The organism is Thiogranum sp. (assembly GCF_058323355.1).
This window is the reverse complement of sequence record NZ_JBTTIO010000007.1, coordinates 91,745-113,247: the sequence shown is the minus strand read 5'-3', so window position 1 is coordinate 113,247 and position 21,503 is coordinate 91,745. Positions and strand designations below refer to the sequence as shown.

Sequence of the window (21,503 nt, the reverse complement as noted above, 5' to 3'; positions counted from 1 at the left end):
GCAACAGGGCATGTTTGCTGAGTATGAAGCCTATGGTGTGGAAGATCCCAGAATTTCCTGCATCGATGGTGAATACCTGATTACCTACAGCGCCTATTCACGCCACGGTGTGCGCATCGGCCTGGCGAAAACGCGGGACTTCCGATCGGTCGAGCGGGTTTCGCTGATCACGCAGGCGGACATGCGTAATGTCGTTATTTTTCCGCAACGTTTCGGCGCTCGATATGCCCGCCTGGATCGTCCGCATTCGGAGATCAGTCCCTGGTCGATATGGTTATCCTGGTCACCGGACCTTGTGCACTGGGGCGATTCCGAAGTGGTGATGAAACCGCTGCAATATCACTGGGACGAAACCAAGATCGGTCCCGGTGCGACCCCGATCCGCACTGAGCGCGGCTGGCTCAGTATCTACCACGGCGTATTCGAGACCATGGACGGGGCGGTCTATCGCCTCGGCGTGGCGCTGCACGACCTCGCCAATCCGGCAAAGATTATTGGCGTCTCGGATGACTGGGTGCTGGCGCCGCAGGACCCCTGGGAGATTACGGGCTATGTACACAACGTCGTCTTTAGTTGCGGTGCGGTCGCGGATGACGACGGCGGCGTAACGATTTACTGGGGTGGCGCGGATAGCGTGATGTGCGCCGGGACCGCGCGCCTCGACGACCTGGTAGACCTGTGCCTCAGCAACAGCCGGCCAGCGTATTACAAGTGACCGGATGAGGACGCAAGCAGTAACATTACCTGTCACCACCAAGTAACACCCGAACTCACCAGTTTTCAACAGGTTGGATTTTCTGGAATATATCTGTCGTGGTTTGGCGACAGATAGGGCGTTCCCGGGTTTTCACGACGGGTTCAGAAAGGCTTTATTACCATATGTTTTTACAGACTTTATTGCTCGCATGTTTCCGTCTGGCGTAGCTATTGCTTGTATATGGAGTTATTGCTTGCTTTGTCCTCTATTGTCTGGTTCCCGTAACTGACCTGCAAAGGAGTCTGAAATGAATACACCGCTTACCATTTTCCTCCTTCTTACCCAGGCGGCCTGTCTGGTCCTGATCATCACTACCATCAAGGGGTGGTCTGCCAGAGTGCGAAATGACTCGCGTCAATTGACGCACTTTCTGGACCCGGTAGAACATTAATTTTTCAGGAGGCCCGGGTTGGAACAATTGCCCTGGCTTTTCCTGTTACGCTTTCATTACGATATAGCCACTCGGGCATTCCTGCGCGCATAATCCGCAACCCTTGCAGTAGCCATAGTCGAACACGTAGTGTGAGCCATCGGCGGCAACATCCTGTGTTTTCAGTACCGCAACATCAGGGCATAGTGTCCAGCAGTTGTCGCAGGCAAGGCAGTTACCGCAGGAGAAGCAGCGTTGCCCCTCGTAAGTTGCCTGCTTTTGTGTCAGGCCACTCTCGATCTCGATAAATTTTCTGCGCTCGGTAACATCGAGCAATTGCACTTCAGTGCGCGCTGCCGGTTCGTAATAGTTCAGGTTAAGTTGTTCAACGGGAATCGGCTCAGCATGGTTCTCCGGCGGGTTGCCTGTTGTTTCCCTGAGAAAATGATCTATCGCTATGGCGGCCCGCCTTCCGTCACCAATAGCTTCACTGACGGTTCCGCGGTCACCGCGAGCATCACCCCCGGTAAACAGTCCGGGCTGATCGGGGAAATGTCCCCACGCATCCACACGGAAATACGAGCGCTGGCCAAGCAGGGTCCTGACGCCTTCGGGGTCGACCGTCTGTCCAATGGCAGGGATAACCTGTTCCACGTGCAATATGGATTCGGTTCCTTCAAAGGCCACGCGCTTTAACTGGCCGCTGGCGTCGGGCAACTTTTTCATATGCACCAGTTCCAGCCCGACCACCTGCTCACCGCGCAGGATAAGTCGTTGCACACCACGGTGCTCGTGGATGATGACGCCTTCCTCAAGGCCCTGGTCGATTTCACGACGGATCGCGGGCATGGCATCTTCTTCCGCTACGCCGGGTCCGGGAATCGCCTTGTGCGAGATGATGTGGACTTCCGCTACACCTGTCAGTTTCAGTACCCGCGCAAGGTCGATGGCCGTGTTGCCGGCGCCGACGATAGCGACACTGGACCAGCCGGGTATGGCGCCAATATCCATCCATTCTTTCAACAGTGACAGGCCGACGTGCAGGTCGTGCGGTGTGGCGCCGTCGATGCTCCACTCACGGCTGCGTTGTGTTCCGATACCCAGGAACACGGCACTGAAGCTGGCCTGCAATTCCTCCAGGGAGAAATCGCGTCCCAGACGCTGCCCCGGCATGAACTGAATGCCCTGGGCCAGTATACGGGAGAGTTCCTTTTCCACGACGTCTGATGGTAGCCGGTAAGGCGGAATGGCACTGCGGAGTAGTCCGCCGGCCTGCGGCAAAGTCTCGAACAGTTGCACGCGGTAACCACGCAGCAGCAGGTGCCAGGCCGCCGAACAACCGGCTGGCCCGGCCCCGACCACGGCCACTTCGGGCGCGCCTTCCGGGATATCAACAGGCGGATACGCCCAGTCTTCCTCCAGCGCCATGTCACCGAGAAAACGTTCAACATGATGAATGGCGATGGCTTCATCATAACTCCCGCGGTTACAGGCTGTTTCACAGGGGTGGTGGCAGACGCGTCCGGTAATGGCAGGCATGGGGTTGGCGGCAATGATATTCCCCCAGGCCTCACGGAAGCGTTCCTGTTCTACCAGTGCAAGATACGCCTGTGCATCTTCGCCAGCCGGGCAGGCGCTGCGACAGGGTGCCGCTGCATGCCGGTGTACCGGTTGTTGCACCCGCCATGAGCCGGTATCGAACTGCAGCGAGGTACCCGGCCGGGCAAAACTGCCGCGGGTGATTTTTATGCCCATCGCATGCCTCCACGCCGCACTGTATCCGCACCCTCGGTGTCCAGGGCATCCGCCTGCTGTTGCCCATGCAGGCCATAGCGTTCGATGTTGTAATCCGCCAGTGCCTGCAAATGTTCAAGTTCTTCTCTGGCTTTCGCGCTATCGGCAAACAGGTGCCGGAAACGCGTCTGCAGGCCCAGATAATCTGTGACCGGGCGCTGTTTGCGAATCGGCATCACGCTGACGACACCACCTCGTTCCAGTTCGATCAGCGGGAACAGCCCGGTCTGCACGGCGAGGCGTGCAATCTCGATCGTCAGCGCGCCATCGTGTCCCCAGCCCAGCGGGCAGGGGGTGTGGACGTGCAGGAATGTCGGCCCGTCGATCGCCAGTGCACGGCGTACCTTTTTGTGGATATCAGCCGGGTAGGCCACGGATGCCGTGGCGGCGTAAGGAATATGGTGCGCGGCAACGATCGATACGATGTCCTTTTTCATGTGCCGTTTACCCATGCTCTCCCGGCCCGCCGGTGAGGTGGTGGTGGCCGCTGCGTGGGGCGTTGAGCTGGAGCGCTGTATGCCGGTATTCATGTAGGCTTCGTTGTCGAAACAGACGTACAGCACATTGTGTCCGCGTTCCAGCATCCCCGACAGGGCCTGGAAACCGATATCGAACGTGCCACCGTCGCCACCCATGGCGATGACCCGCGTCGACTTTCCCTGTGCTTTCAATGCCGCTTCCATACCCGCGCCGATCGCTGCGGCGTTGGCAAACAGCGAGTGCATCCAGGGCACCCGCCACGCTGACTCCGGCCAGGCCGTGGTAAACACCTCCAGGCAACCGGTGGCATTGGCGTAGATCACATCCGGTCCGGCGGACTCCGTAACCAGCCGTGCTGCCAGTGCTTCGCCACAACCGAGACAGGCACGGTGACCGGCTTCAAAACCACTGAAGCGGGGTTGTGAACGTCGCAGGCTGGTCAGAGGAATCTTCACGTCATCTGTCATGTCACGACGCCTCCGCGGGAAGTTTGCCTCTATCGAGGTCGAGGATATCGAAACCGGTTCCGCGGCCTGCTTCGACGGCTTCGAGCAGTTGTGACCAGATTTCTATTGGCACATCGCGACCCCCCAGACCCACGGCAAAGTTGAAGACCTGTGGCGGGTTGTTCATGGTGCTCAATGTTGCGCGGACTTCACTGCCAACGATGCCGCCGGCACCCGGTGACAGGGCTCTTTCCAGCACGATCAGGCGTTCGAGTCCCTGGCAGGCCTCGCGCAATGCCTGGTCCGGGAAGGGACGGAAGCTACGTAGCATGATCAGGCGTGCAGGGTTGTCACCTTCATGGGTTTCCATGGCTTCCTGAAGCGTGCCGGCAATGGAGCCCAGCGTGAGGACTGCGGTGGTGGCTTTTTCCGGCCCGGCAATGCGCAGCAGGCCTCCGGTGTCGCGGCCACTGATTTCCAGCCAGTCGTGTTGTGCCTGGACGATGACATCAGCGGCATCACGTAGCGCCTGGTGGTGATCGTGGCGCGTTTCGGTGAAGAACTCAGGCGATACCAGTGTGCCGACACTGAGTGGATTGGCCGGATCCAGGCGTCGGGCAAAGTTGAAAGCAGGCAAAAACGCATCCACCTCTTGCGGCTCCGGCATGTCCAGGACTTCAAGCGTATGCGTGAGCGTAAAGCCATCGACGCATACCATCACCGGCAGTTCGCATTGCTCGGCAATGCGGAACGCCTGAATGGTCGTGTCCACGGCTTCCTGGTTGTCGGCGCAATAGAGTTGAATCCAGCCGGCATCACGTACTGCCATGGAATCCTGCTGGTCGTTCCAGATCGACAGCGGCGCCGATACCGCGCGGTTGGCGCAGGTCAGCACCAGCGGTATGCGCAGCCCGGCAATGTTGAACAGGACTTCGCTCATCAGCAGGATACCCTGCGACGAGGAGGCGGTGTAGGCGCGCGAACCGGCAGCCACCGCGCCCAGTGCGACCGAGGCCGCGGAAAATTCGCTTTCGACGCTGACCAGTTCGCACTCCAGTTCACCGTCCGCGACCAGCTTCGACAGGTTTTCCACGATGTGGGTCTGTGGCGTGATGGGGTAGGCGGACACTACCTGTGGCTTGCACAGGCTTACGGCCCGCGCGATGGCCTGAGAACCTTCAAGCGCTTGCTGCATGCTGCACGTCCTTCCAGTGTCCGGCCGGTACCTTGCCGGCGGCCTGTTCAATGAGACGGGTGTTACGTTCCAGTGTGTCGCCGCGGAAGCGTCCCGCCAGCGCCTTGATCAATGCCTGCCTGGGCAGCAATTCGGTGAGCGTCAGAAATGCGGCCAGCAGCGCCGTGTTGGGTACCGGCCTGCCCAATATTTCATTAGCCAGTGCGGAGGCCGGCAGGGTGATGACTTCGTAGCCGTTAACCGGCGTCAGTTGATCGGGTGTGCGGCCGGAATTGACCAGCACCCCAACGCCCGGGCGCAGGCCATCGAGTATACCGGGAACGTGCAGCAGGGCTTCATCCTGGATGATCAGGAAGGCAGGCTCCCTGACCTGGCAGCGGCGCCGGATCGGCTTGTCGTCGATACGCACAAACGCGGCCACCGGCGCGCCTCGCCGTTCCGCGCCAAAGCTGGGAAAAGCCTGTCCGTAACGGCCTGCCTCGAAAGCCGCCGTTGCCAGCAGGTAGGCGGCTACAACATTGCCCTGTCCACCACGTCCGTGAATCCTGATTTCAATCATGCATGTTTACCCTAAGCAGCATGGACAACTCCGACCTGGTGAGTAGTCTAGCTGCCAGTCGGCTGTGTGTCTCTGAGACAGATCAATTCCAGCAGTTTTTCCTTAACCGCCCGGGCCAGTTTTTGAACGGCTGACTGACTGAACGGGGTGTCAGGCGTGTCGCCGGCATCAAGGCCAAAAACAAGTATGTCGGGTAAGGCTTTATCCCGCTCCCGGTTTTCCAATGCCTGATACAGTGCCAGCGATTCGCGGATTCCGATAGCGTGGCTGGACAGCTGGACAGGGGCTGTTGTGATGTCATCTGCTGACAGTTCAATGACCTGTTCACGTTGTGATACATTGCTTCCCGCAACCGTCAGTGCATCGATAAGAATGATATGTTCGCTATGCGTCAACTGCTCCAGCAGGTCGTTGGCAGGGCGATCAAGCGTGCAAAGCACCAGCTTTTCCGGCATGAGTGCCTGCAGTTCACCCTCTCGCTCAAGTTGTTGCACTACCTCCCAGCCAAGCCTGTCGGCAGCGGAAGGGGAGCCGATGCCGATAACGCGTATCTTCCCGGTGAAGCATGCATTTGCCGGTATTCCGCCGTGCGGGGTTTTGTTTTGTTTGTGTTCTTCCGCAGTGGACAGATGCTCAATGTCCAGCTTCAGAAAATGTGTGGCGCAGGAAATACACGGGTCGTAGTTGCGAATGACTTTTTCCGCGTGCAGGCGCAGGTCGGTCTGGTCATGCTGCAGGCCGAATTGTTCCAGCGAACGCCGCAGATCTTCCTCGATCCGCGCCTGGTTCTGACTGGTGGGCGGCACAATGCGCGCCTGCGCTACCCGTCCGTCGGCATCCAGTTCGTAGCGGTGCCATAGCAGGCCACGCGGTGCTTCGGTGCAGCCAAAACCGGTTCCGGCGACCGGTGTGATTTCCTCGTCATCCATCGCAGTTTCTGCGTAGCTCTCCAGCAGACGAATGGCTTCGGCAATGGCATAGTGCATTTCAACGGCGCGCGCGACGATGCTGTGGAACATATTGCGGGAGGGGAAACGGATGCCGGTGTCATCCATCACCGAACGAACGGCATCGGGCAGTTTGTCCCGGTTCAGGTTGATACGCGCCAGCGGGCCAAGCAGGTAAGGCCTGTCATTCAACAGGCTGTGCAATGCCGTGGAATGGGGAACCTGGAATTCCCTGAAGTGTGCCTCGTATTCATCGATGCGGATGTCCAGTCCGTGGTCTGACACAATGCGGCCTTCATTCAGCGGGTACTCCGTTTCGTGGCGCAGGGCAACACAGACAAAATCCTGTTCATCACCGGGCAGATCCAGGGATGCCGTCCAGCCAACCAGTGCTTCGACATCCGCGAGTGCGTTCCTTAACCGCACAAGTATTTGTTCAACCCGATCAGCGGAAGGCGCCTTGTAAAATCCACCGGTGCGTACGCCGACCGGGTGAACGGAGCGGCCGCCGAACAGGGCAATAAGATCATTGCCCAGGCCTTGCAACATCAGGCCGCGCCGGACTTCCGCGGCGTGCTGTTCGGCCATTTCAATGATGCTGTTGAAGCCAAGAAAGTCCGGCGCCGCCAGCATGTGGATGTGCAGGCTGTGGCTTTGCAGCCATTCGCCGCAGTACATGACCCGGCGCATGGCGCGGATCCATGATGAAGTCTTGAGCTGGAAAATGGATTCAATGGCGTGTACAGCGGTCATCTGGTAGGCCACCGGGCAGATGCCGCAGATACGCGCCACGGCATCGGCTACCTCGTCATAGTTTCGTCCTTCCAGGAATTTCTCGAAATAACGTGGCGGCTCGTAGATGCGCAGGCGTAGTTCGTCAATGTGCTGATCGCGTATCTTCAGCTCCAGTGCACCTTCACCTTCCACCCGGGCCAGTACCGGGACGTTGATGTTAATGGTTCTATTGCTCATGCTGTTGACCCGGTGCGCTTTCCATTGAGAATGAACCACGCTTGCCAGGCGGTAGTAGAAACATACACAAGCCTTTTCCTGGCGCCTTTGCGCCCTGGCGAGAGAAATCGTGGCGCTTATGGGTGGGCATTAGTTGTGAAAGGCGGCTGCGCCACTATGAATAAACTGAAAACGCTGTCTCGCTTCATCCTTTTCCAGACCCAGTGCTTCAAACCGTTGTGACAGGGCGTCGACATTGATGTTTCCTGCCGGGCCGTAACAGCCATAACAGGCGCGCCCCAGCGACGGACAGAGTGCTCCACAACCGTTGCGGGTAACCGGTCCCAGGCAGGGCTTTCCTCTGGTAACCATGACACAGTTTGTCTGTGTGCGTTTGCATTCCTGGCACAGGCTGTCCTGTTGTACCGGTGGCAGTACGCCCGATAACAGAGCGCGGACTGTCGTGAGGATCTGTTGCTGATTGACAGGGCAGCCCCACAGTTCGAAATCCACCTTGACATGCCGGGTAATCGCGGTGGATTCATCAAGGCTGTGGATGTGTTCCGGGCTGGCATAAATGGCGGCAATCCATTGCGTTGTGTCCGCCATGTTGCGCAGGGCCTGTATGCCGCCGCTGGTGGCGCAGGCGCCGATACTGATCAGGTAACGGCTGTTGCGACGAATGCGCTCGATGCGTGGCAGATCGTCTGGCGTGGCAATACTGCCTTCGATAAAGGCGATATCCACGGGTATATCTTCATCCACCGGGCCAGCTTCGGCGAAATGTACAATGTCTACCTGCTCGCTCAGCGTCAGGAGATCTTCACCCATGTTGAGGAAGGCCAGCTGGCAACCGTCACAGGAGCTGAACTTGTGTACCGCCACTTTGGGTTTGTTTGCCATATCAGAAGCCCGCCTTGCCAAACAGGGGTTTGAGTTCGCCGTAGCTGAATACCGGTCCATCCTTGCAGATGTACTTCCCACCATACTGGCAGTGACCGCAATGACCCACGGCACATTGCATGTTGCGCTCCATGCTCAGCCAGATGTCATTTTCTGCGACTTTTTCCTCCAGCATGTGCCGGACCACGACACGCATCATACCTTCCGGTCCGCACAACATAACGCTGACGCGATCAGGATCAAAATCCAGCTGGTCGAACAGATCTGTTACCAGGCCGATGTGCCAGGGCCAGACGGGATCGCCCTGGTCCGCCGCCAGTAATACGGTGGTATCCGGCATCTCGCGCCAGCGGTCATAGCGCTCCCGCCAGATAAAATCGCTGGAATGCTTGACGCCCTGAACGATGTTCAGTTTGCCAAAACGTTCGCGTCGATTGGCAATGTAATTGATGACCGAGACTACCGGTGCACAGCCCAGTCCACCGGTGACTACGACAACATCGCGCTGTTCGGCGGCCAGTAACGGCCAGCCGCGACCGTAAGGTCCGCGTACGCCAATACACTCACCGGCCCTGAGGCGGGACATGGCCTTGCTGACCCGCCCCACGGCGCGAATAGTGTGGTCGATGATGTGCTCATCTTTCGGGTCGGAAACGATGGAAATGGGGATTTCGCCGACGCCATACAGGTACAGCATGTTGAACTGCCCGGGTTCGAACTGGTAGGCGGCCTGCGCCTGTGGATTGCTAAAGCGCAGGCGCAATGTGAACAGGCCGGGCGATTCCTCGATGCGTTCGACGATTTTAGCCTGTTGCGGCAGGTAGGGATTAGACATGATCCACTTCCCCGCAGATGATGGCGGCCTCTTCGGTGAGGTCGATGCCCACCGGACACCAGCTGATACAGCGCCCGCAACCGACACAACCGGAACGACCATACTGTTCGTGCCAGCTACCCAGCTTGTGGGTCAGCCACTGGCGATAGCGCAGCCGGGTATCACTGCGAATGGTGATCCCGTGGATATAGCTGTGGCCCTCGTTAAAACAGGAATCCCACTGCCGGTAGTGGGTGCTGCTGGTGCCATCCAGCACGGCTTCATCGAACTCGCTGTGACAGAAACAGGTCGGGCACACACTGGTGCAATTACCACAGGAAAGACAGCGTTCTGCAATGTCTTCCCAGCGCGGGTGATCGAGATTGTCGAACAAGGGCTGATTCAGATTGCGTGACGGCAGTCGTCGGGTCTGCTGTTGTACTGCGTGGCGGCTGGCAGCATCTGCGGCTTCGCGCTGCGCATCAGTGACGCTGTCGAGTTCAAGGCGGGACTGGATCGACAGGCCTTTTTCGGTGTGGGCCTCGACGATAAAACCGTCATCCAGTTCGGACAACGCAAGGTCATAGCCATAGCTGACCTGCGGACCATCACCGGTGGAGACACAAAAACAGGTTTCGGCAGGGTGGGTGCAATTGACTGCGACCAGCAGGAGTTTCTGCCGGCGCGCCAGGTAGCAGGGGTCGCGGTATGCCTGTTGCAGGAAGTGCCTGTCGTGAATGTACAGGGCGGCAATGTCGCAGGCGCGAACACCAATGACGGCAAGGGCTTCTGTGGCCGGGATGATTTCACTGAAGTCGAGCTGCCCTGCTTCGCCAGCCTGCGATTTCCACAACGGCTCACGGGGCGCAAACAACAGCGGTTTGAGCGCCTGCGGCCCGTTGGCCCAGGCAAAGTAACGGGCGTGTCCGGCAGGATTGAGCTGGTAGTGTCCGGGTGTCTGCCGGTCGCTGAGTCCTTGTGGCAGCCGCTCCACCGAGTCCATGACATCATAATGAATGGTATGGTCGCGAAGCTGCGGGCCAACACAGGTGTAACCTTCCTGTTGCAGGATGTCGACAAGACGCTGCAGGCGGGGGCGTGGCAGGAAGCCGGCGTTCGATAATGCGGCAGTCATGGCAATGTTCCCTTTACCTCCTGCGTTGATTTTGTGCTGTTGCCCGGTTGCTATTTGACAGGACAGACCATAGATTAACTCAATTGAACTTGCCGGTAGAAGCCTTTATGCCACTCACATTTATTTATCTGGTCATATTGTTTGTCATCGGTATTTTCCTGGTGGCGCTGATCCAGGTGGGGGCTATCACCATTGCCTTTGATAAGCTGGGCTTATCGCCGCAAGCCGGCATGCTGTTGCTTCTGGGGTCGCTGATCGGCAGTGGCATCAACGTTCCTGTTTACTGGCGCGAGTCTGGCTGGGAGGCGATTGCCGCCAGGCTCCCGCACAAGCCGGTTCCCTGGGGGTTTCCACGTATGGGTCCGCAGGGGAAAACACTTATTGCTGTCAACGTGGGCGGTTGCCTGATTCCGGTTGCCGTTTCCCTCTACCTGTTCACACATCACGGATACGGGGTGAGCGTCACAATGTTGGCGATAGCCATTGTAGCAACGGTCAGTTACCTGTTCAGTCGCCCGATTCCGGGGATGGGGATTGGCATGCCCCTGTTTGTCGCACCTGTTACATCGGTTATCGCGGCCCTTCTGCTCGACCCGCAGCATGCTGCGCCACTTGCCTACATCGGTGGCACGATGGGGGTGCTGGTCGGCGCTGACCTGATGCGCATGCGTGACATAGACCGGCTGGGTGTGCCGGTTGCGTCAATCGGGGGGGCGGGGACCTTTGATGGCATATTTTTTACCGGCATTATTGCGGCGTTGCTGGCCTAGACTGCCAGCTTGATCCAGCTCAATGGCATGCGCCTCCTGATGGTCTATGCTTGGAAGTGCAAAACGTGAGTTACCAGTTTCCGAAGATCATGTTGCCAGGGCTGTGCTCGTAAGGGGTGGATCCGGCTATGTGATTGTTGTGATACCCGTCAGCAACTCAACCATGAACTGCTGGTACACAGTCGTGGCGAGGATTTTCAGTCTTTGTTGAGTGGAGCACGACGTGGTTACTACAGCCACAGCTGAAATCGTGCATGGGTAAAGCACTATTGGCGTGAGCTATTACAGGAGGTGATTGACATGGCAAAGAAAGAAATGAAATCGAGTGAAGGTACCGAAACCAGGAAGGCGACACACACGCATGCCCTGACGCCTTTTGAAGAGATGGAGCGCATGTTCGGCAGCGTGCTGCCGCGGGTCGGGATTCGTCCCGCGCAGTGGGAGTGGCCCTCGTGGACGGAGATGACCGGGCTTGTTGAAGCGAAAATGCCCAGGCTGGATATTATCGAGCGGGACGACGAGGTGGTGGTCCGTGCAGAAGTGCCGGGCGTCGACAAAAAAGACCTCGATATATCCGTGACGGATCACACAGTAACGATCAAGGGATGCACCAAAGAGGAACGCAGCGAAGAGAAAGACGACTATTTCCGTTCCGAAATTTACCAGGGGTCGTTTGCGCGTACCGCCACACTGCCCTGCGAAGTGGACGGAGACAAGGCCAGGGCGAAGTTTTCGGATGGCATTCTGGAGCTGATCATCCCGAAGCTTGAAATATCAAAGCGCCACACGGTCAAGGTCGAGTAAGCCTGTCGGGCGCCGGTGTTCAGGCACCGGCGCCCGGATACTGACATCACAGGCTCAGGGGTCACTCTTCCTCGTGGCAGGAACCTTCCCGCATCCATACGCCTTTTTCCTCGCAGCGCAACAGTTCATCACCGCTGCAGACATACTGGCCGATGGGGTAGGACTTCCCATTGAAGTAGCAGGCGCTGGATTCAAGTTCCAGGTCGAGTGAGAGGTAGTCGTTATCAGCTTCATCAAAAACCGGGGAGTTTTTCAACTCCGGATCCGGGGCGCCGACATGAGGAATTTTATGCGTTTCTGGCATGGCCTTGCTCCTGTGAACATTGTTATCAGCTTAACCCAAGACTAGTAAATACTACGTATCAGTCCAGTATGAAATGATCAGGGTCAATATCCATGACCGTGATAGAGATCCTGCACTCGAGGACGATCATGGAAGGAGGATAAGGAAATGGCAGAGAAACTGACAGTGAAATCACTATCCGCTGAAGTGGATGCATTGCGTAAACGTCTGCGTACACTGGAAACAGGCTTCGAGCGCAAGCTTGAACAGGCGATGGAAAAGGCTGCGGAGAAACTGAAGGCGCGGATTGAGGCCTCGGACGGACCCGCTATCAGGCTCCAGGGGCACGGCAGTGCTGTCGACGTAGATGCCAGGCACAGGCTGATTGCCGAATGCGCCTACCTGCGCGCCGAGCACCGTGGATTTACGGGTGGCAGCCCCGAACAGGACTGGCTGGAAGCAGAACGGGAAATTGACCAGTTGTTGCTGCAGGGCTGGGTAAAGGATGAAACCCCGAAAATGACCGCCCGTGGCACCCAACCCCAACAGGAAAGCCGGGCGTGATACTGGCGGCAGATCTTTGACCTGCAGATTATTTATTCATCGCAGCTATGGCCGAGAAGGTTAAGTCCTTCAAGCAGGTAGTCAGCCAGCAGTGGGTGAGAAATAAGGTACTCTGCTGTGTTTTCACCCCAGTTCTGGCGGGCTTCCTGTAACGCTGCGACCCATTCGTTCGGGCTGAAGTCATTTCTCCCGATCCACATCAGTGCAACCAGCTCCTGCTGCTGATCCGGCTCCAGGTCGTCGACAGTTGCCTTGAATTCCTGGAAGACGGAATCACCGGTGTGGTCGGCCAGTACCTGCAGGGCCCAGTCATCTGCCGGGTTGTCGGGGACGTCCGGCAATACGACTTCTTCCTTACTGTGAAAGATTCGTGCCCGGGAAATCAGAAAGCAAACGATATCAGGATTCAGATTAAGCATGGCAACCCCCGTAATATTTTGTAGCCTGCTTAAAGGCTTGAACTTCTCTGTACTATAGTAAAGCACACTTTGAACGTGCCATGTTTGATTTGCCTCAGAACACAACACAACTGGCACCCTCCTCGCACACGGGGAGACCATGCAGAAGCGGTTTTTTGGGCTATTATTGGGTTGGGTAAGTTCATGCCGTGAACAAGGAGGAACATGCGATGAGAGTCTCTGAAGTGATGACTGCCAGGGCGATATGTTGTACCCCGCAAACTGACCTGGAAACCGTGGCGATGCAAATGTGGAATGGTGACTGTGGTTCCATTCCGGTGATGAACGATGACGGAATGCCCGTTGGCATAATTACCGACCGCGACATCGCCATGGCCGGTGCACTGCAACACAAACCCTTGTGCGAGATATGCACCAGCGATGTAATCAATGGTCACGAGGTGAAGTGCTGCAAGGCCGAGGACAGTATCGATTCCGCACTGCAGGCAATGAGCGAGGCGCATGTGCGCCGTTTACCGGTCGTTGACGATAGCGGTTGCCTGCAAGGTATTCTTTCAGTTGATGATGTAGTTGTCTGCGCCGAGCGCGGCAAGCGTGGTGAAGGAAAGCCCGAGCTGTCTTTCGATGACGCCATTATGACCCTGAAGGCGGTTTGCAAGCACCATTAGGGGGCGGCTGTTCGTGAAAGTCACTGCAGCGCTGGAACTCCCCTCTCCCCGGGGGCGGGGGGTCAGTGCCTGCTGTGGGACAGCCCAAGTTGCTCCAGCAACTCAGGCATCTTTTCCAGCGCCGCTTGTCGGCCCCGCTCGATTTCCTGGTCAGGGTGGGAAAAATCAGCCCACTGTCGGAAACCGGTTACCGGCTCGATCAGCAGGTCGGCAAACTGGGCCTTGTACTGGCGCAGGTACAGCGATTTTATCCTGATCGACCAGTCGAGCATCCCGATGACTGTAGACGGCCTGAGATCCGGGCTGCGTTGGCCACCGACGTTGATTTCGCTGCGTAGCTACTATTCTTGGTTAACGGAATAACGACAGAGACAGCCATGAAAATAACCTGCCTCGACACCTCCATTGCACAGCACATCTGGGAAACCAGATACCGCCTGGAGCTGGGCGGTGTACCGCAGGAGCGCAGCATCGAGGATAGCTGGGGCCGGGTGGCCAGTGCACTGGCTTCCGTCGAGGCGCATGATGCCGGTTTCTGGGAGGAGCGCTTTTACAGCATCCTGGAAGATTTTCGCTTTCTCCCCGGTGGCCGTATCCTCGCCGGTGCCGGGAGTGGCCGGCGCGTGACCCTGCTGAACTGTTTTGTCATGGGGATTATCGATGATTCCATGGAGAGCATCTTTGACCAGCTCAAGGAAGGCGCCCTCACCATGCAGGCAGGTGGCGGCACGGGTTACGATTTTTCAAATCTGCGTCCAGGGAACACCATCGCTCATGCCAGCGGCCGCATTGCGTCAGGTCCGGTTTCCTTTATGCGCATCTGGGACGCCATGTGCGCGACGATTATGTCGACAGGTGCCCGGCGCGGCGCCATGCTTGCCAGTCTGCGTTGTGATCATCCTGACATCGAACATTTTGTCGAGGCCAAGCGAACCCCCGGTGAATTGCAGCACTTCAATATTTCGGTGCAGGTAACGGACGCTTTTATGCAAGCGATAGATCAGGATGCGCTCTGGCCGCTGGTGTTTCCACTCGACAGCCTTGAGCAGGACAGTCCGGGCGAAACCATTATGCGCGCGTGGACCGGACAGCGCGAAGCGGTGCCTTGCAGGATCATCAGGCGGGTGCCGGCACGTGCTCTCTGGGAACGTATTATGCGTGCCGCTTATGATACCGCCGAGCCAGGTGTGTTGTTTATCGACCGCATCAATGCGCTCAATAATCTGGCTTACCGTGAACAGATCACCACCACCAATCCCTGCGGAGAGATTCCTTTACCACCTTATGGTGCCTGCGACCTTGGGTCGGTCAACCTGACCCGCTTTGTTGTTGAGCCCTTTACCACCCATGCACACCTCGATATGGAGGGGATCCGTGAGACTGTAAAGATCGCTGTCCGTCTACTGGACAATGTCATCGACTGCTCTCATTTCCCCCTGCAGGCGCAGGCTGAACAGGCGCAGGGATCGCGTCGTATCGGGCTTGGTATTACCGGTCTGGCAGATGCGCTGATCATGCTGGGACTGCATTACGGCAAGGCTGGTGCGCGTCACAAGGCAGAACAGATTATGCAAACGGTTTGTCATGCCGCTTACCTTGCTTCGATTGAACTGGCTGCCGAGAAGGGCTGTTTCCCGTATTTCGACACAGAGCACTATCTTCAGAGTGCATTTATCCAGTCGTTACCGGCATCAATCCAGCGGGGTATCCGGGAGCAGGGAATCCGCAACAGCCATCTCACGGCAGTTGCACCGAACGGCACCATCAGTCTGCTGGCGGGCAATGTGTCCAGTGGTATCGAGCCGGTATTCGGTTTCAGACACCATCGACGTGTGCTGGACCAGGGCGGTGACTATGAAACCTTCGAGGTGACAGACTATGCTTACCGCTACTGGCACAAGCTGACGGATGAACCCTTGCCGGACTATTTTATTGATGCACGGGCACTGTCTCCCGCTGCACACCTCGCTATGCAGGCGGCATTACAGCCGTTTGTTGACAATGCCATCTCCAAAACGATCAACGTGCCGGAGGACTATGCCTTTGAGGACTTCCGTTCGCTGTATGAAGATGCATACAAGGCGGGTGTAAAAGGCTGTACCACGTTCCGCCCCGGCCCTGTGCGCGGGGAAATCCTGTTATCCGGCAAGCAGGTGCGGAAGGAGGAGGGCGCACCGTTGACGCACTGTTGCAGTATTGAACGGGAAGAAGACTAGCGGCCTCTGGTTAATCCGTATCACGCCCCGGCTTTTTACTGAAACCCACGCCATGATGATCCCGCTCCTCAAGTGGTACACCTGCCGTGAGTTCTTTTGCCGCCGCGGTATATTGCATTCTCAGTCCTGCCAGGGTGCGCAAACGCAGTTGTACCTGGCCATTTGCCGTGTCTTCCGGAAACAGCCCGTCACTGCCGGCTTCACCGGCCGCGGTGCCGGTGAGCAACTCAAGCGCCTGGTCAGCATGCTCGATTGCGTAGATGCTGAAGCGGTTTTCACGCACGGCGTCGACGACGTTAGAGCGCAGCATCAGGTGTTTCATATTGCTCGCCGGTACCAGCACACCCTGATCGCCACTGCTCCGGCTGAAGTGCCTTGATATCAGCCATGATTTCAGTTTGCTTTATTTATCATGGCACTACCAGTTATATTCTTGTTCCAGGTCAAGGTTACTGACTGGAAAAGTATAGACCTTTGGCATATACAAAGGGGTGTACTGTTTACCCGTAAAAATCCGACAATGCTCCATCAGGAGAAGGTATCCCGGTGAATGACGAGTTGATATGGAGGTTTGATGTTGCGGTGATCGAATGGCTGATCATCCTCGTCATGTTGGTTATTCTGGCTGTTGTGGGCGCTGTAGTTGCGAAACGTTCACTTGGCGCATTCAGGAATCTGGATGGCCAGTCAGACGGGTGGGGGGAAATATCCGATAGATGGCATGTCGAAAGCATTAATGAGGTTTTCGAAACACTTGCAACGACTCCGGCTGGCCTTTCAAATGAAGAGGCGGATAGCAGGCTCAAAAAATACGGGATCAACCGGCTTCCCGAGCCGAGGGTACACAGTCCTTTATTGCGGTTTTTCTACCAGTTTCACAATGTACTGATTTATGTGCTGATGGCAGCAAGTGCTGTCACGGCCATGCTCGGGCACTGGCTGGATGCCAGCGTGATCCTGGGAATTGTCCTTGCTAATGCTGTGATCGGCTTCTTGCAGGAGGGCAAGGCCGAGAATGCCCTGAAGGCGATACGCCAGATGCTTTCTCCGACGGCCATGGTGTTGCGTGATGGCCGACAGACGAAGATTCCGGCGGACGAACTGGTGCCCGGTGATGTCGTGTTGCTGCAATCCGGTGACAAGGTCCCCGCCGATCTTCGGCTGTTCCGCGTCAAGGGACTGCAAATCCAGGAGTCTATCCTGACAGGTGAGTCGGTGGCAGTGGAAAAGAATACCGATCCTGTCGCACAGGATGCCGTGCTCGGTGATCGTCGCTGCCTGGCTTATTCGGGTACCCTGGTGACCCATGGCCAGGGGGGCGGCGTCGTTGTGGCAACCGGTGCACATACCGAGATTGGACGTATCAGCATCCTGGTGTCGGAAGTTGAGTCACTCACAACGCCACTACTACGTCAACTGGCCCGGTTCGGCCGCTGGCTGACGGTTGTGATTCTGGGTATCGCCGTTATCACCTTCGCTTTTGGTGTAATGGTTCGTGACTACATCATGGCGGAAATGTTTCTTGCCGCCGTTAGTCTTGCCGTTGCAGCAATCCCTGAAGGTTTGCCCGCTATTATGACAATTACCCTGGCGATCGGTGTACAGCGGATGGCTCGGCAGCATGCCATTATCCGCAGGTTGCCAGCGGTTGAGACGCTGGGGGCGGTAACGGTAATTTGTTCTGATAAAACCGGGACCCTGACGCGCAATGAAATGACCGTCCGTACGGTTATTACCACCCAGGGTGCGTTTGATCTCGGTGGTACGGGATATGACCCACACGGTGCGGTCACATTGGACAATCGGGAAGTGCTTCCGTCAGACAGACCGCTGCTGCTGGATGCGGCGCGGGCTGCGCAGTTGTGTAACGACGCATCGCTGGAACAAAAAAACGCTGAATGGCTGGTCAATGGCGACCCGATGGAAGGGGCGTTGCTGGTGGCAGGCCTGAAGGTTGGCCTGGATCCTGAAGTGGAGCGTAAACATTATCCACGTACGGATCTTATTCCATTTGAATCCGAGCATCGCTTTATGGCCACGCTGCACCACAGCCACTCCGGTAGCGCCTTCATTTTTCTCAAGGGTGCGCCTGAGCGCGTACTGGACATGTGTGCATGGCAGCGAACGCCTGATGGCGACCAGCCCCTGGACAGGAACTATTGGGAATCCGGTATTGATGAAATGGCGCGGCAAGGTCAGCGTGTGCTGGCCATTGCGGTTAAACCGGTCGATTATGAACAAACCGGCCTGGTCTTCACTGATGTGGAAAATAACCTGTGCATGCTGGGTCTGTTCGGCCTGATCGATCCCCCTCGTGAGGAAGCCATTAGTGCGGTACAGGCCTGTGAAAAGGCCGGTATCCGGGTAAAAATGATTACCGGTGATCATGGCACCACGGCATGTGCCATCGCACGGCAACTGAAACTTGTCAATACTGATGCTGTAGTCACCGGCCAGGAACTCGAATCCATGAGTGATGATGAGTTGCGGCAGCGTGTGCTGATTGTTGATGTGTATGCGCGTGTTAATCCGGAACACAAGTTACGCCTGGTCAAAGTGTTGCAGGAGCAGGATCTGATCGTGGCCATGACTGGGGACGGCGTCAATGATGCTCCGGCCCTGAAAAGAGCTGACGTGGGTATTGCCATGGGCCGCAATGGTACGGAAGCTGCAAGGGAAGCTGCCGAAATGGTGCTGGCCGATGATAATTTTGCCTCGATCATCCATGCGGTGAAAGAGGGTCGCACGGTCTATGACAACCTCAAAAAGGCTATTCTTTTCATTCTGCCGACCAATGGTGGTGAGGCGTTGATCATTCTGGCTGCCATCCTCTTTGGGTTTCACCAACTACCGTTAACCCCGGTGCAGATACTCTGGGTAAATATGGTAACGGCGGTAACCCTGGCGCTGTCGCTGGCGTTTGAACCGCCGGAAAAGAATGTAATGCAGCGCCCGCCACGTGATGCCCGCGAACCAATGCTCGGCCCGCACCTTGTCTGGCGTATCGCGTTTGTCTCCGTTATTTTGATGAGTGGAACCTTTGGGCTTTTTATCCGGGAAGTGGAGCAGGGTGCCAGTATCGAACACGCACGCACGGTTGCCGTCAACACCCTGGTTATGTTCGAGATATTTTATTTGTTTAATTCGCGCTACATCACGGGTCCGGTATTCAACCGGGAAGGATTCACCGGTAACAGGTATGTCCTGATGGCCATTGGCGCACTTGTAATGTTTCAGCTGGCCTTTACCTATCTTTCACCAATGCAGACCTTGTTTGGTACCACGGCGATTGGCTTTGATACCTGGCTGATAATCCTGCTGGTCGCGTCGTCGGTATTGTTCCTGGTAGAGCTGGAAAAGTTTTATGTGCGCATGAGGGAGCGGAAATGAGGGGTAGCTGCAGCGACAGGATTGCCGGTCCCCTGGCTTTGTTCCAGATCAATGTTCCTGGCTGGCAAAGTACAGGCCTTTGGCATCTATACTAAAAATATGCAGTACGCTGTTGACCTGTAAAGGGAGCGCCCTCTGATTCATGCGACCGACAGCCTTGAACGCTGGGAACATTTCCCGCATGAGGCCGATGTGGGTGTGCGGGGTATCGGCAGTGACGTGATGAGCGCTTTCGAACAGGCGGCACTTGCCTTGACCGCCGTGATTACTGACCTGCAACGTGTTGAGCCGAAAATGCAGCTGGAACTGACCTGCCAGGCACCCGATATGGAGTTGCTTCTGTACGACTGGCTCAACGCCCTGGTCTATGAAATGGCGACCCGACACATGTTGTTCAGCCAGTTCAGTGTCGACATCGACGGTACACAGCTTCGGGCACGCGTCCGGGGCGAACGGATCGACAGAGCCCGTCATCAACCGCGCGTGGAAGTAAAGGGTGCGACCTTAACCGAACTGAGGGTGGAACAGGGCAGCGACGGTCTGTGGCGCGCCCAGTGCATACTCGACGTGTGATACCGGAGGCAGCCGATCATGGATATCAATCTGTTCAAGCGCCAATCTGAAAGCGAATGGCTCATCGAAGCGCACAACGGTATGCGTGTCCCTGGCATTATCTACGCCAGTGAAGACCTGATTCGCGACATGGACCACAAGGTCTACGAACAGGTGGTCAACGTCGCTACCCTGCCAGGCATCGTCAAGGCGTCTTATGCCATGCCCGATGCGCACTGGGGCTACGGCTTTCCCATAGGCGGTGTCGCCGCCTTCGATGCCGACGCCGGTGGTGTGGTATCGGCCGGTGGGGTGGGCTTCGATATTTCCTGCGGGGTCCGCACCCTGACCACCGGCCTGTCTCGCGAGCAGGTGCAGGCGTATGGTCGGGAGCTGGCGGATGACTTGTTCGTGTCGATCCCGGCAGGTGTTGGCAGTACCGGACACCTGCGTCTCAATGCCCGACAGATGGATGACATGCTGAACGGCGGCGCACGCTGGGCGGTCAAACAGGGTTATGGCCGGGAAGAAGATCTTGAACGGATCGAAGAGCACGGCTGCATGGCCGGTGCCCAGGCTGATATCGTGTCCGGGCGCGCGAAAAAACGTCAACGTGATGAAATGGGTACCCTGGGCTCCGGCAACCATTACCTGGAAGTCCAGGAAGTGGCGGAAATCTACGACGCCAAAACTGCGGCGGCGTTCGGGCTGCGTGCCGGTGAAGTGGTGGTCAGCATTCACTGTGGCTCACGCGGACTGGGGCACCAGATCGGAACCGAATACCTGAAGCATATGGCGGTGGCGGCACATCAATACAAGATAAGCCTGCCTGACCGTGAACTGGCCTGTGCACCCCTGCAGTCGCCGCTGGGACAGGAATACCTGGGCGCAATGCGTGCCGGCATTAATTGCGCGCTGGCCAATCGGCAGATCCTTACCCACTTGACCCGCCGCGCATTTGAACGGGTATTCGGCGGTGTAGATCTCAACCTGATCTATGATGTGTCACACAACACCTGCAAACAGGAAACTCACCGCATCGAGGACACACACCAATCACTGTTTGTGCATCGCAAGGGTGCCACGCGCGCCTTCGGACCGGGGCACCCCGAATTGCCCGCCGTATTCAGCAGCACCGGACAACCGGTGCTGATCGGCGGCTCGATGGGCACCGCGTCCCATATCCTGGCCGGCCTCGCAGAAAGCGAATCGCGAGCCTTTTCTTCAGCCTGTCACGGCGCCGGTCGTGCCATGAGCCGCCACCAGGCGGCAAAGCTGTGGCGCGGCCGCCAGCTGGCCGATGAGCTGGCCGCACGCGGCATTCTGATCCGCAGTCACTCGTCACGTGGCGTCGCCGAGGAAGCACCCGGCGCCTACAAGGATGTCACCGCCGTGGTGGACGCGGCTGAACATGCCGGTCTGGCGCGCAAGGTGGCGCGCCTGACACCAATGATTTGTATCAAGGGCTGATTGCGATGTTGGCTAA

At 57.2% G+C, this 21,503-nt stretch carries 21 protein-coding genes; 9 read left to right on the top strand and 12 right to left on the bottom strand.

Translation table 11 applies throughout. The annotated features are described in order from the left end of the window. On the top strand, nucleotides 1-715 hold a 715-nt coding region (locus ACW81B_RS02075), incomplete at its 5' end, for a glycoside hydrolase family 130 protein (RefSeq protein WP_491578539.1). Between the two features lie 478 nt (nucleotides 716-1,193). Here ACW81B_RS02075 and ACW81B_RS02070 read toward each other — a convergent pair. From ACW81B_RS02070 to ACW81B_RS02035, 8 genes are all read right to left on the bottom strand, one after another. Next, the gene (locus tag ACW81B_RS02070) at nucleotides 1,194-2,882 is read right to left on the bottom strand and encodes an FAD-dependent oxidoreductase (protein WP_491578538.1); all 1,689 of its coding nucleotides are present in this window, start codon (nucleotides 2,880-2,882) and stop codon (nucleotides 1,194-1,196) included. Beyond that, a complete protein-coding gene (locus ACW81B_RS02065; RefSeq protein WP_491578537.1) occupies nucleotides 2,873-3,868 on the bottom strand; it encodes a thiamine pyrophosphate-dependent enzyme in 996 nt (331 codons plus the stop codon). Before ACW81B_RS02065 ends, ACW81B_RS02070 begins: the two co-directional genes overlap by 10 nt. 1 nt (nucleotide 3,869) lies before the next feature. Continuing rightward, nucleotides 3,870-5,042 carry a pyruvate ferredoxin oxidoreductase gene (gene porA, locus ACW81B_RS02060; protein ID WP_491578536.1) on the bottom strand — a complete coding sequence of 391 codons (1,173 nt, stop codon included), beginning with the start codon at nucleotides 5,040-5,042 and terminating at the stop codon, nucleotides 3,870-3,872. Continuing rightward, nucleotides 5,026-5,601 carry a 2-oxoacid:acceptor oxidoreductase family protein gene (locus ACW81B_RS02055; RefSeq protein WP_491578535.1) on the bottom strand — a complete coding sequence of 192 codons (576 nt, stop codon included), beginning with the start codon at nucleotides 5,599-5,601 and terminating at the stop codon, nucleotides 5,026-5,028. The genes porA and ACW81B_RS02055 overlap by 17 nt, the downstream gene beginning before the upstream one ends. A 47-nt stretch (nucleotides 5,602-5,648) precedes the next feature. After that, nucleotides 5,649-7,520, bottom strand: a complete 1,872-nt coding sequence (locus ACW81B_RS02050; protein WP_491578534.1) for a nickel-dependent hydrogenase large subunit — start codon at nucleotides 7,518-7,520, stop codon at nucleotides 5,649-5,651. 129 nt (nucleotides 7,521-7,649) lie between these two features. Beyond that, nucleotides 7,650-8,402 (bottom strand): NADH-quinone oxidoreductase subunit B family protein, encoded by a 753-nt coding sequence (locus ACW81B_RS02045; RefSeq protein ID WP_491578533.1) that lies wholly within the window; start codon nucleotides 8,400-8,402, stop codon nucleotides 7,650-7,652. 1 nt (nucleotide 8,403) lies between these two features. Beyond that, complete coding sequence (locus ACW81B_RS02040) at nucleotides 8,404-9,237, bottom strand: FAD/NAD(P)-binding protein (protein WP_491578532.1); 834 nt, start codon at nucleotides 9,235-9,237, stop codon at nucleotides 8,404-8,406. Next, nucleotides 9,230-10,351, bottom strand: coding sequence for a 4Fe-4S dicluster domain-containing protein (locus ACW81B_RS02035; RefSeq protein WP_491578531.1), 1,122 nt, complete (start codon nucleotides 10,349-10,351; stop codon nucleotides 9,230-9,232). The genes ACW81B_RS02040 and ACW81B_RS02035 overlap by 8 nt, the downstream gene beginning before the upstream one ends. A gap of 107 nt (nucleotides 10,352-10,458) precedes the next feature. Here ACW81B_RS02035 and ACW81B_RS02030 point away from each other — a divergent pair, with 107 nt between their 5' ends. Both ACW81B_RS02030 and ACW81B_RS02025 read left to right on the top strand, forming a co-directional pair. After that, a complete protein-coding gene (locus tag ACW81B_RS02030; protein WP_491578530.1) occupies nucleotides 10,459-11,121 on the top strand; it encodes a DUF1614 domain-containing protein in 663 nt (220 codons plus the stop codon). Nucleotides 11,122-11,421: 300 nt separating this feature from the next. Continuing rightward, nucleotides 11,422-11,925 carry an Hsp20/alpha crystallin family protein gene (locus ACW81B_RS02025; protein ID WP_491578529.1) on the top strand — a complete coding sequence of 168 codons (504 nt, stop codon included), beginning with the start codon at nucleotides 11,422-11,424 and terminating at the stop codon, nucleotides 11,923-11,925. Nucleotides 11,926-11,986: 61 nt separating this feature from the next. Here ACW81B_RS02025 and ACW81B_RS02020 read toward each other — a convergent pair whose 3' ends face one another. Beyond that, on the bottom strand, nucleotides 11,987-12,229 hold the full coding sequence (locus ACW81B_RS02020; protein ID WP_491578528.1) for a hypothetical protein: 243 nt from the start codon (nucleotides 12,227-12,229) through the stop codon (nucleotides 11,987-11,989). Nucleotides 12,230-12,376: 147 nt separating this feature from the next. On the opposite strand from ACW81B_RS02020, the gene ACW81B_RS02015 reads away from it, so the two are divergent. Beyond that, nucleotides 12,377-12,772, top strand: a complete 396-nt coding sequence (locus ACW81B_RS02015; RefSeq protein ID WP_491578527.1) for a DUF2934 domain-containing protein — start codon at nucleotides 12,377-12,379, stop codon at nucleotides 12,770-12,772. Between the two features lie 32 nt (nucleotides 12,773-12,804). Here ACW81B_RS02015 and ACW81B_RS02010 read toward each other — a convergent pair whose 3' ends face one another. Then, entirely contained in the window at nucleotides 12,805-13,191 is a 387-nt protein-coding gene (locus ACW81B_RS02010; RefSeq protein WP_491578526.1) for a DUF3775 domain-containing protein, read from the bottom strand. A 209-nt stretch (nucleotides 13,192-13,400) separates the two neighbouring features. Here ACW81B_RS02010 and ACW81B_RS02005 point away from each other — a divergent pair, with 209 nt between their 5' ends. Next, nucleotides 13,401-13,859, top strand: coding sequence for a CBS domain-containing protein (locus tag ACW81B_RS02005; RefSeq protein ID WP_491578525.1), 459 nt, complete (start codon nucleotides 13,401-13,403; stop codon nucleotides 13,857-13,859). Nucleotides 13,860-13,921: 62 nt separating this feature from the next. On the opposite strand, the gene ACW81B_RS02000 is transcribed toward ACW81B_RS02005, so the two are convergent. Continuing rightward, nucleotides 13,922-14,131 (bottom strand): hypothetical protein, encoded by a 210-nt coding sequence (locus ACW81B_RS02000; RefSeq protein WP_491578524.1) that lies wholly within the window; start codon nucleotides 14,129-14,131, stop codon nucleotides 13,922-13,924. 105 nt (nucleotides 14,132-14,236) lie between these two features. Here ACW81B_RS02000 and ACW81B_RS01995 point away from each other — a divergent pair, with 105 nt between their 5' ends. Continuing rightward, on the top strand, nucleotides 14,237-16,075 hold the full coding sequence (locus tag ACW81B_RS01995; protein WP_491578523.1) for an adenosylcobalamin-dependent ribonucleoside-diphosphate reductase: 1,839 nt from the start codon (nucleotides 14,237-14,239) through the stop codon (nucleotides 16,073-16,075). 10 nt (nucleotides 16,076-16,085) lie between these two features. On the opposite strand, the gene ACW81B_RS01990 is transcribed toward ACW81B_RS01995, so the two are convergent. Next, nucleotides 16,086-16,397, bottom strand: a complete 312-nt coding sequence (locus tag ACW81B_RS01990) for a hypothetical protein (protein WP_491578522.1) — start codon at nucleotides 16,395-16,397, stop codon at nucleotides 16,086-16,088. 383 nt (nucleotides 16,398-16,780) lie between these two features. On the opposite strand from ACW81B_RS01990, the gene ACW81B_RS01985 reads away from it, so the two are divergent. The 3 genes from ACW81B_RS01985 to ACW81B_RS01975 all read left to right on the top strand — a co-directional run bounded on the left by ACW81B_RS01985 (nucleotide 16,781) and on the right by ACW81B_RS01975 (nucleotide 21,487). Beyond that, nucleotides 16,781-19,465, top strand: coding sequence for a cation-transporting P-type ATPase (locus tag ACW81B_RS01985; protein ID WP_491578542.1), 2,685 nt, complete (start codon nucleotides 16,781-16,783; stop codon nucleotides 19,463-19,465). Nucleotides 19,466-19,600: 135 nt separating this feature from the next. After that, a complete protein-coding gene (locus ACW81B_RS01980) occupies nucleotides 19,601-20,038 on the top strand; it encodes an archease (protein WP_491578541.1) in 438 nt (145 codons plus the stop codon). Between the two features lie 18 nt (nucleotides 20,039-20,056). Then, entirely contained in the window at nucleotides 20,057-21,487 is a 1,431-nt protein-coding gene (locus tag ACW81B_RS01975) for an RtcB family protein (RefSeq protein WP_491578521.1), read from the top strand. Nucleotides 21,488-21,503: the final 16 nt, after the last annotated feature.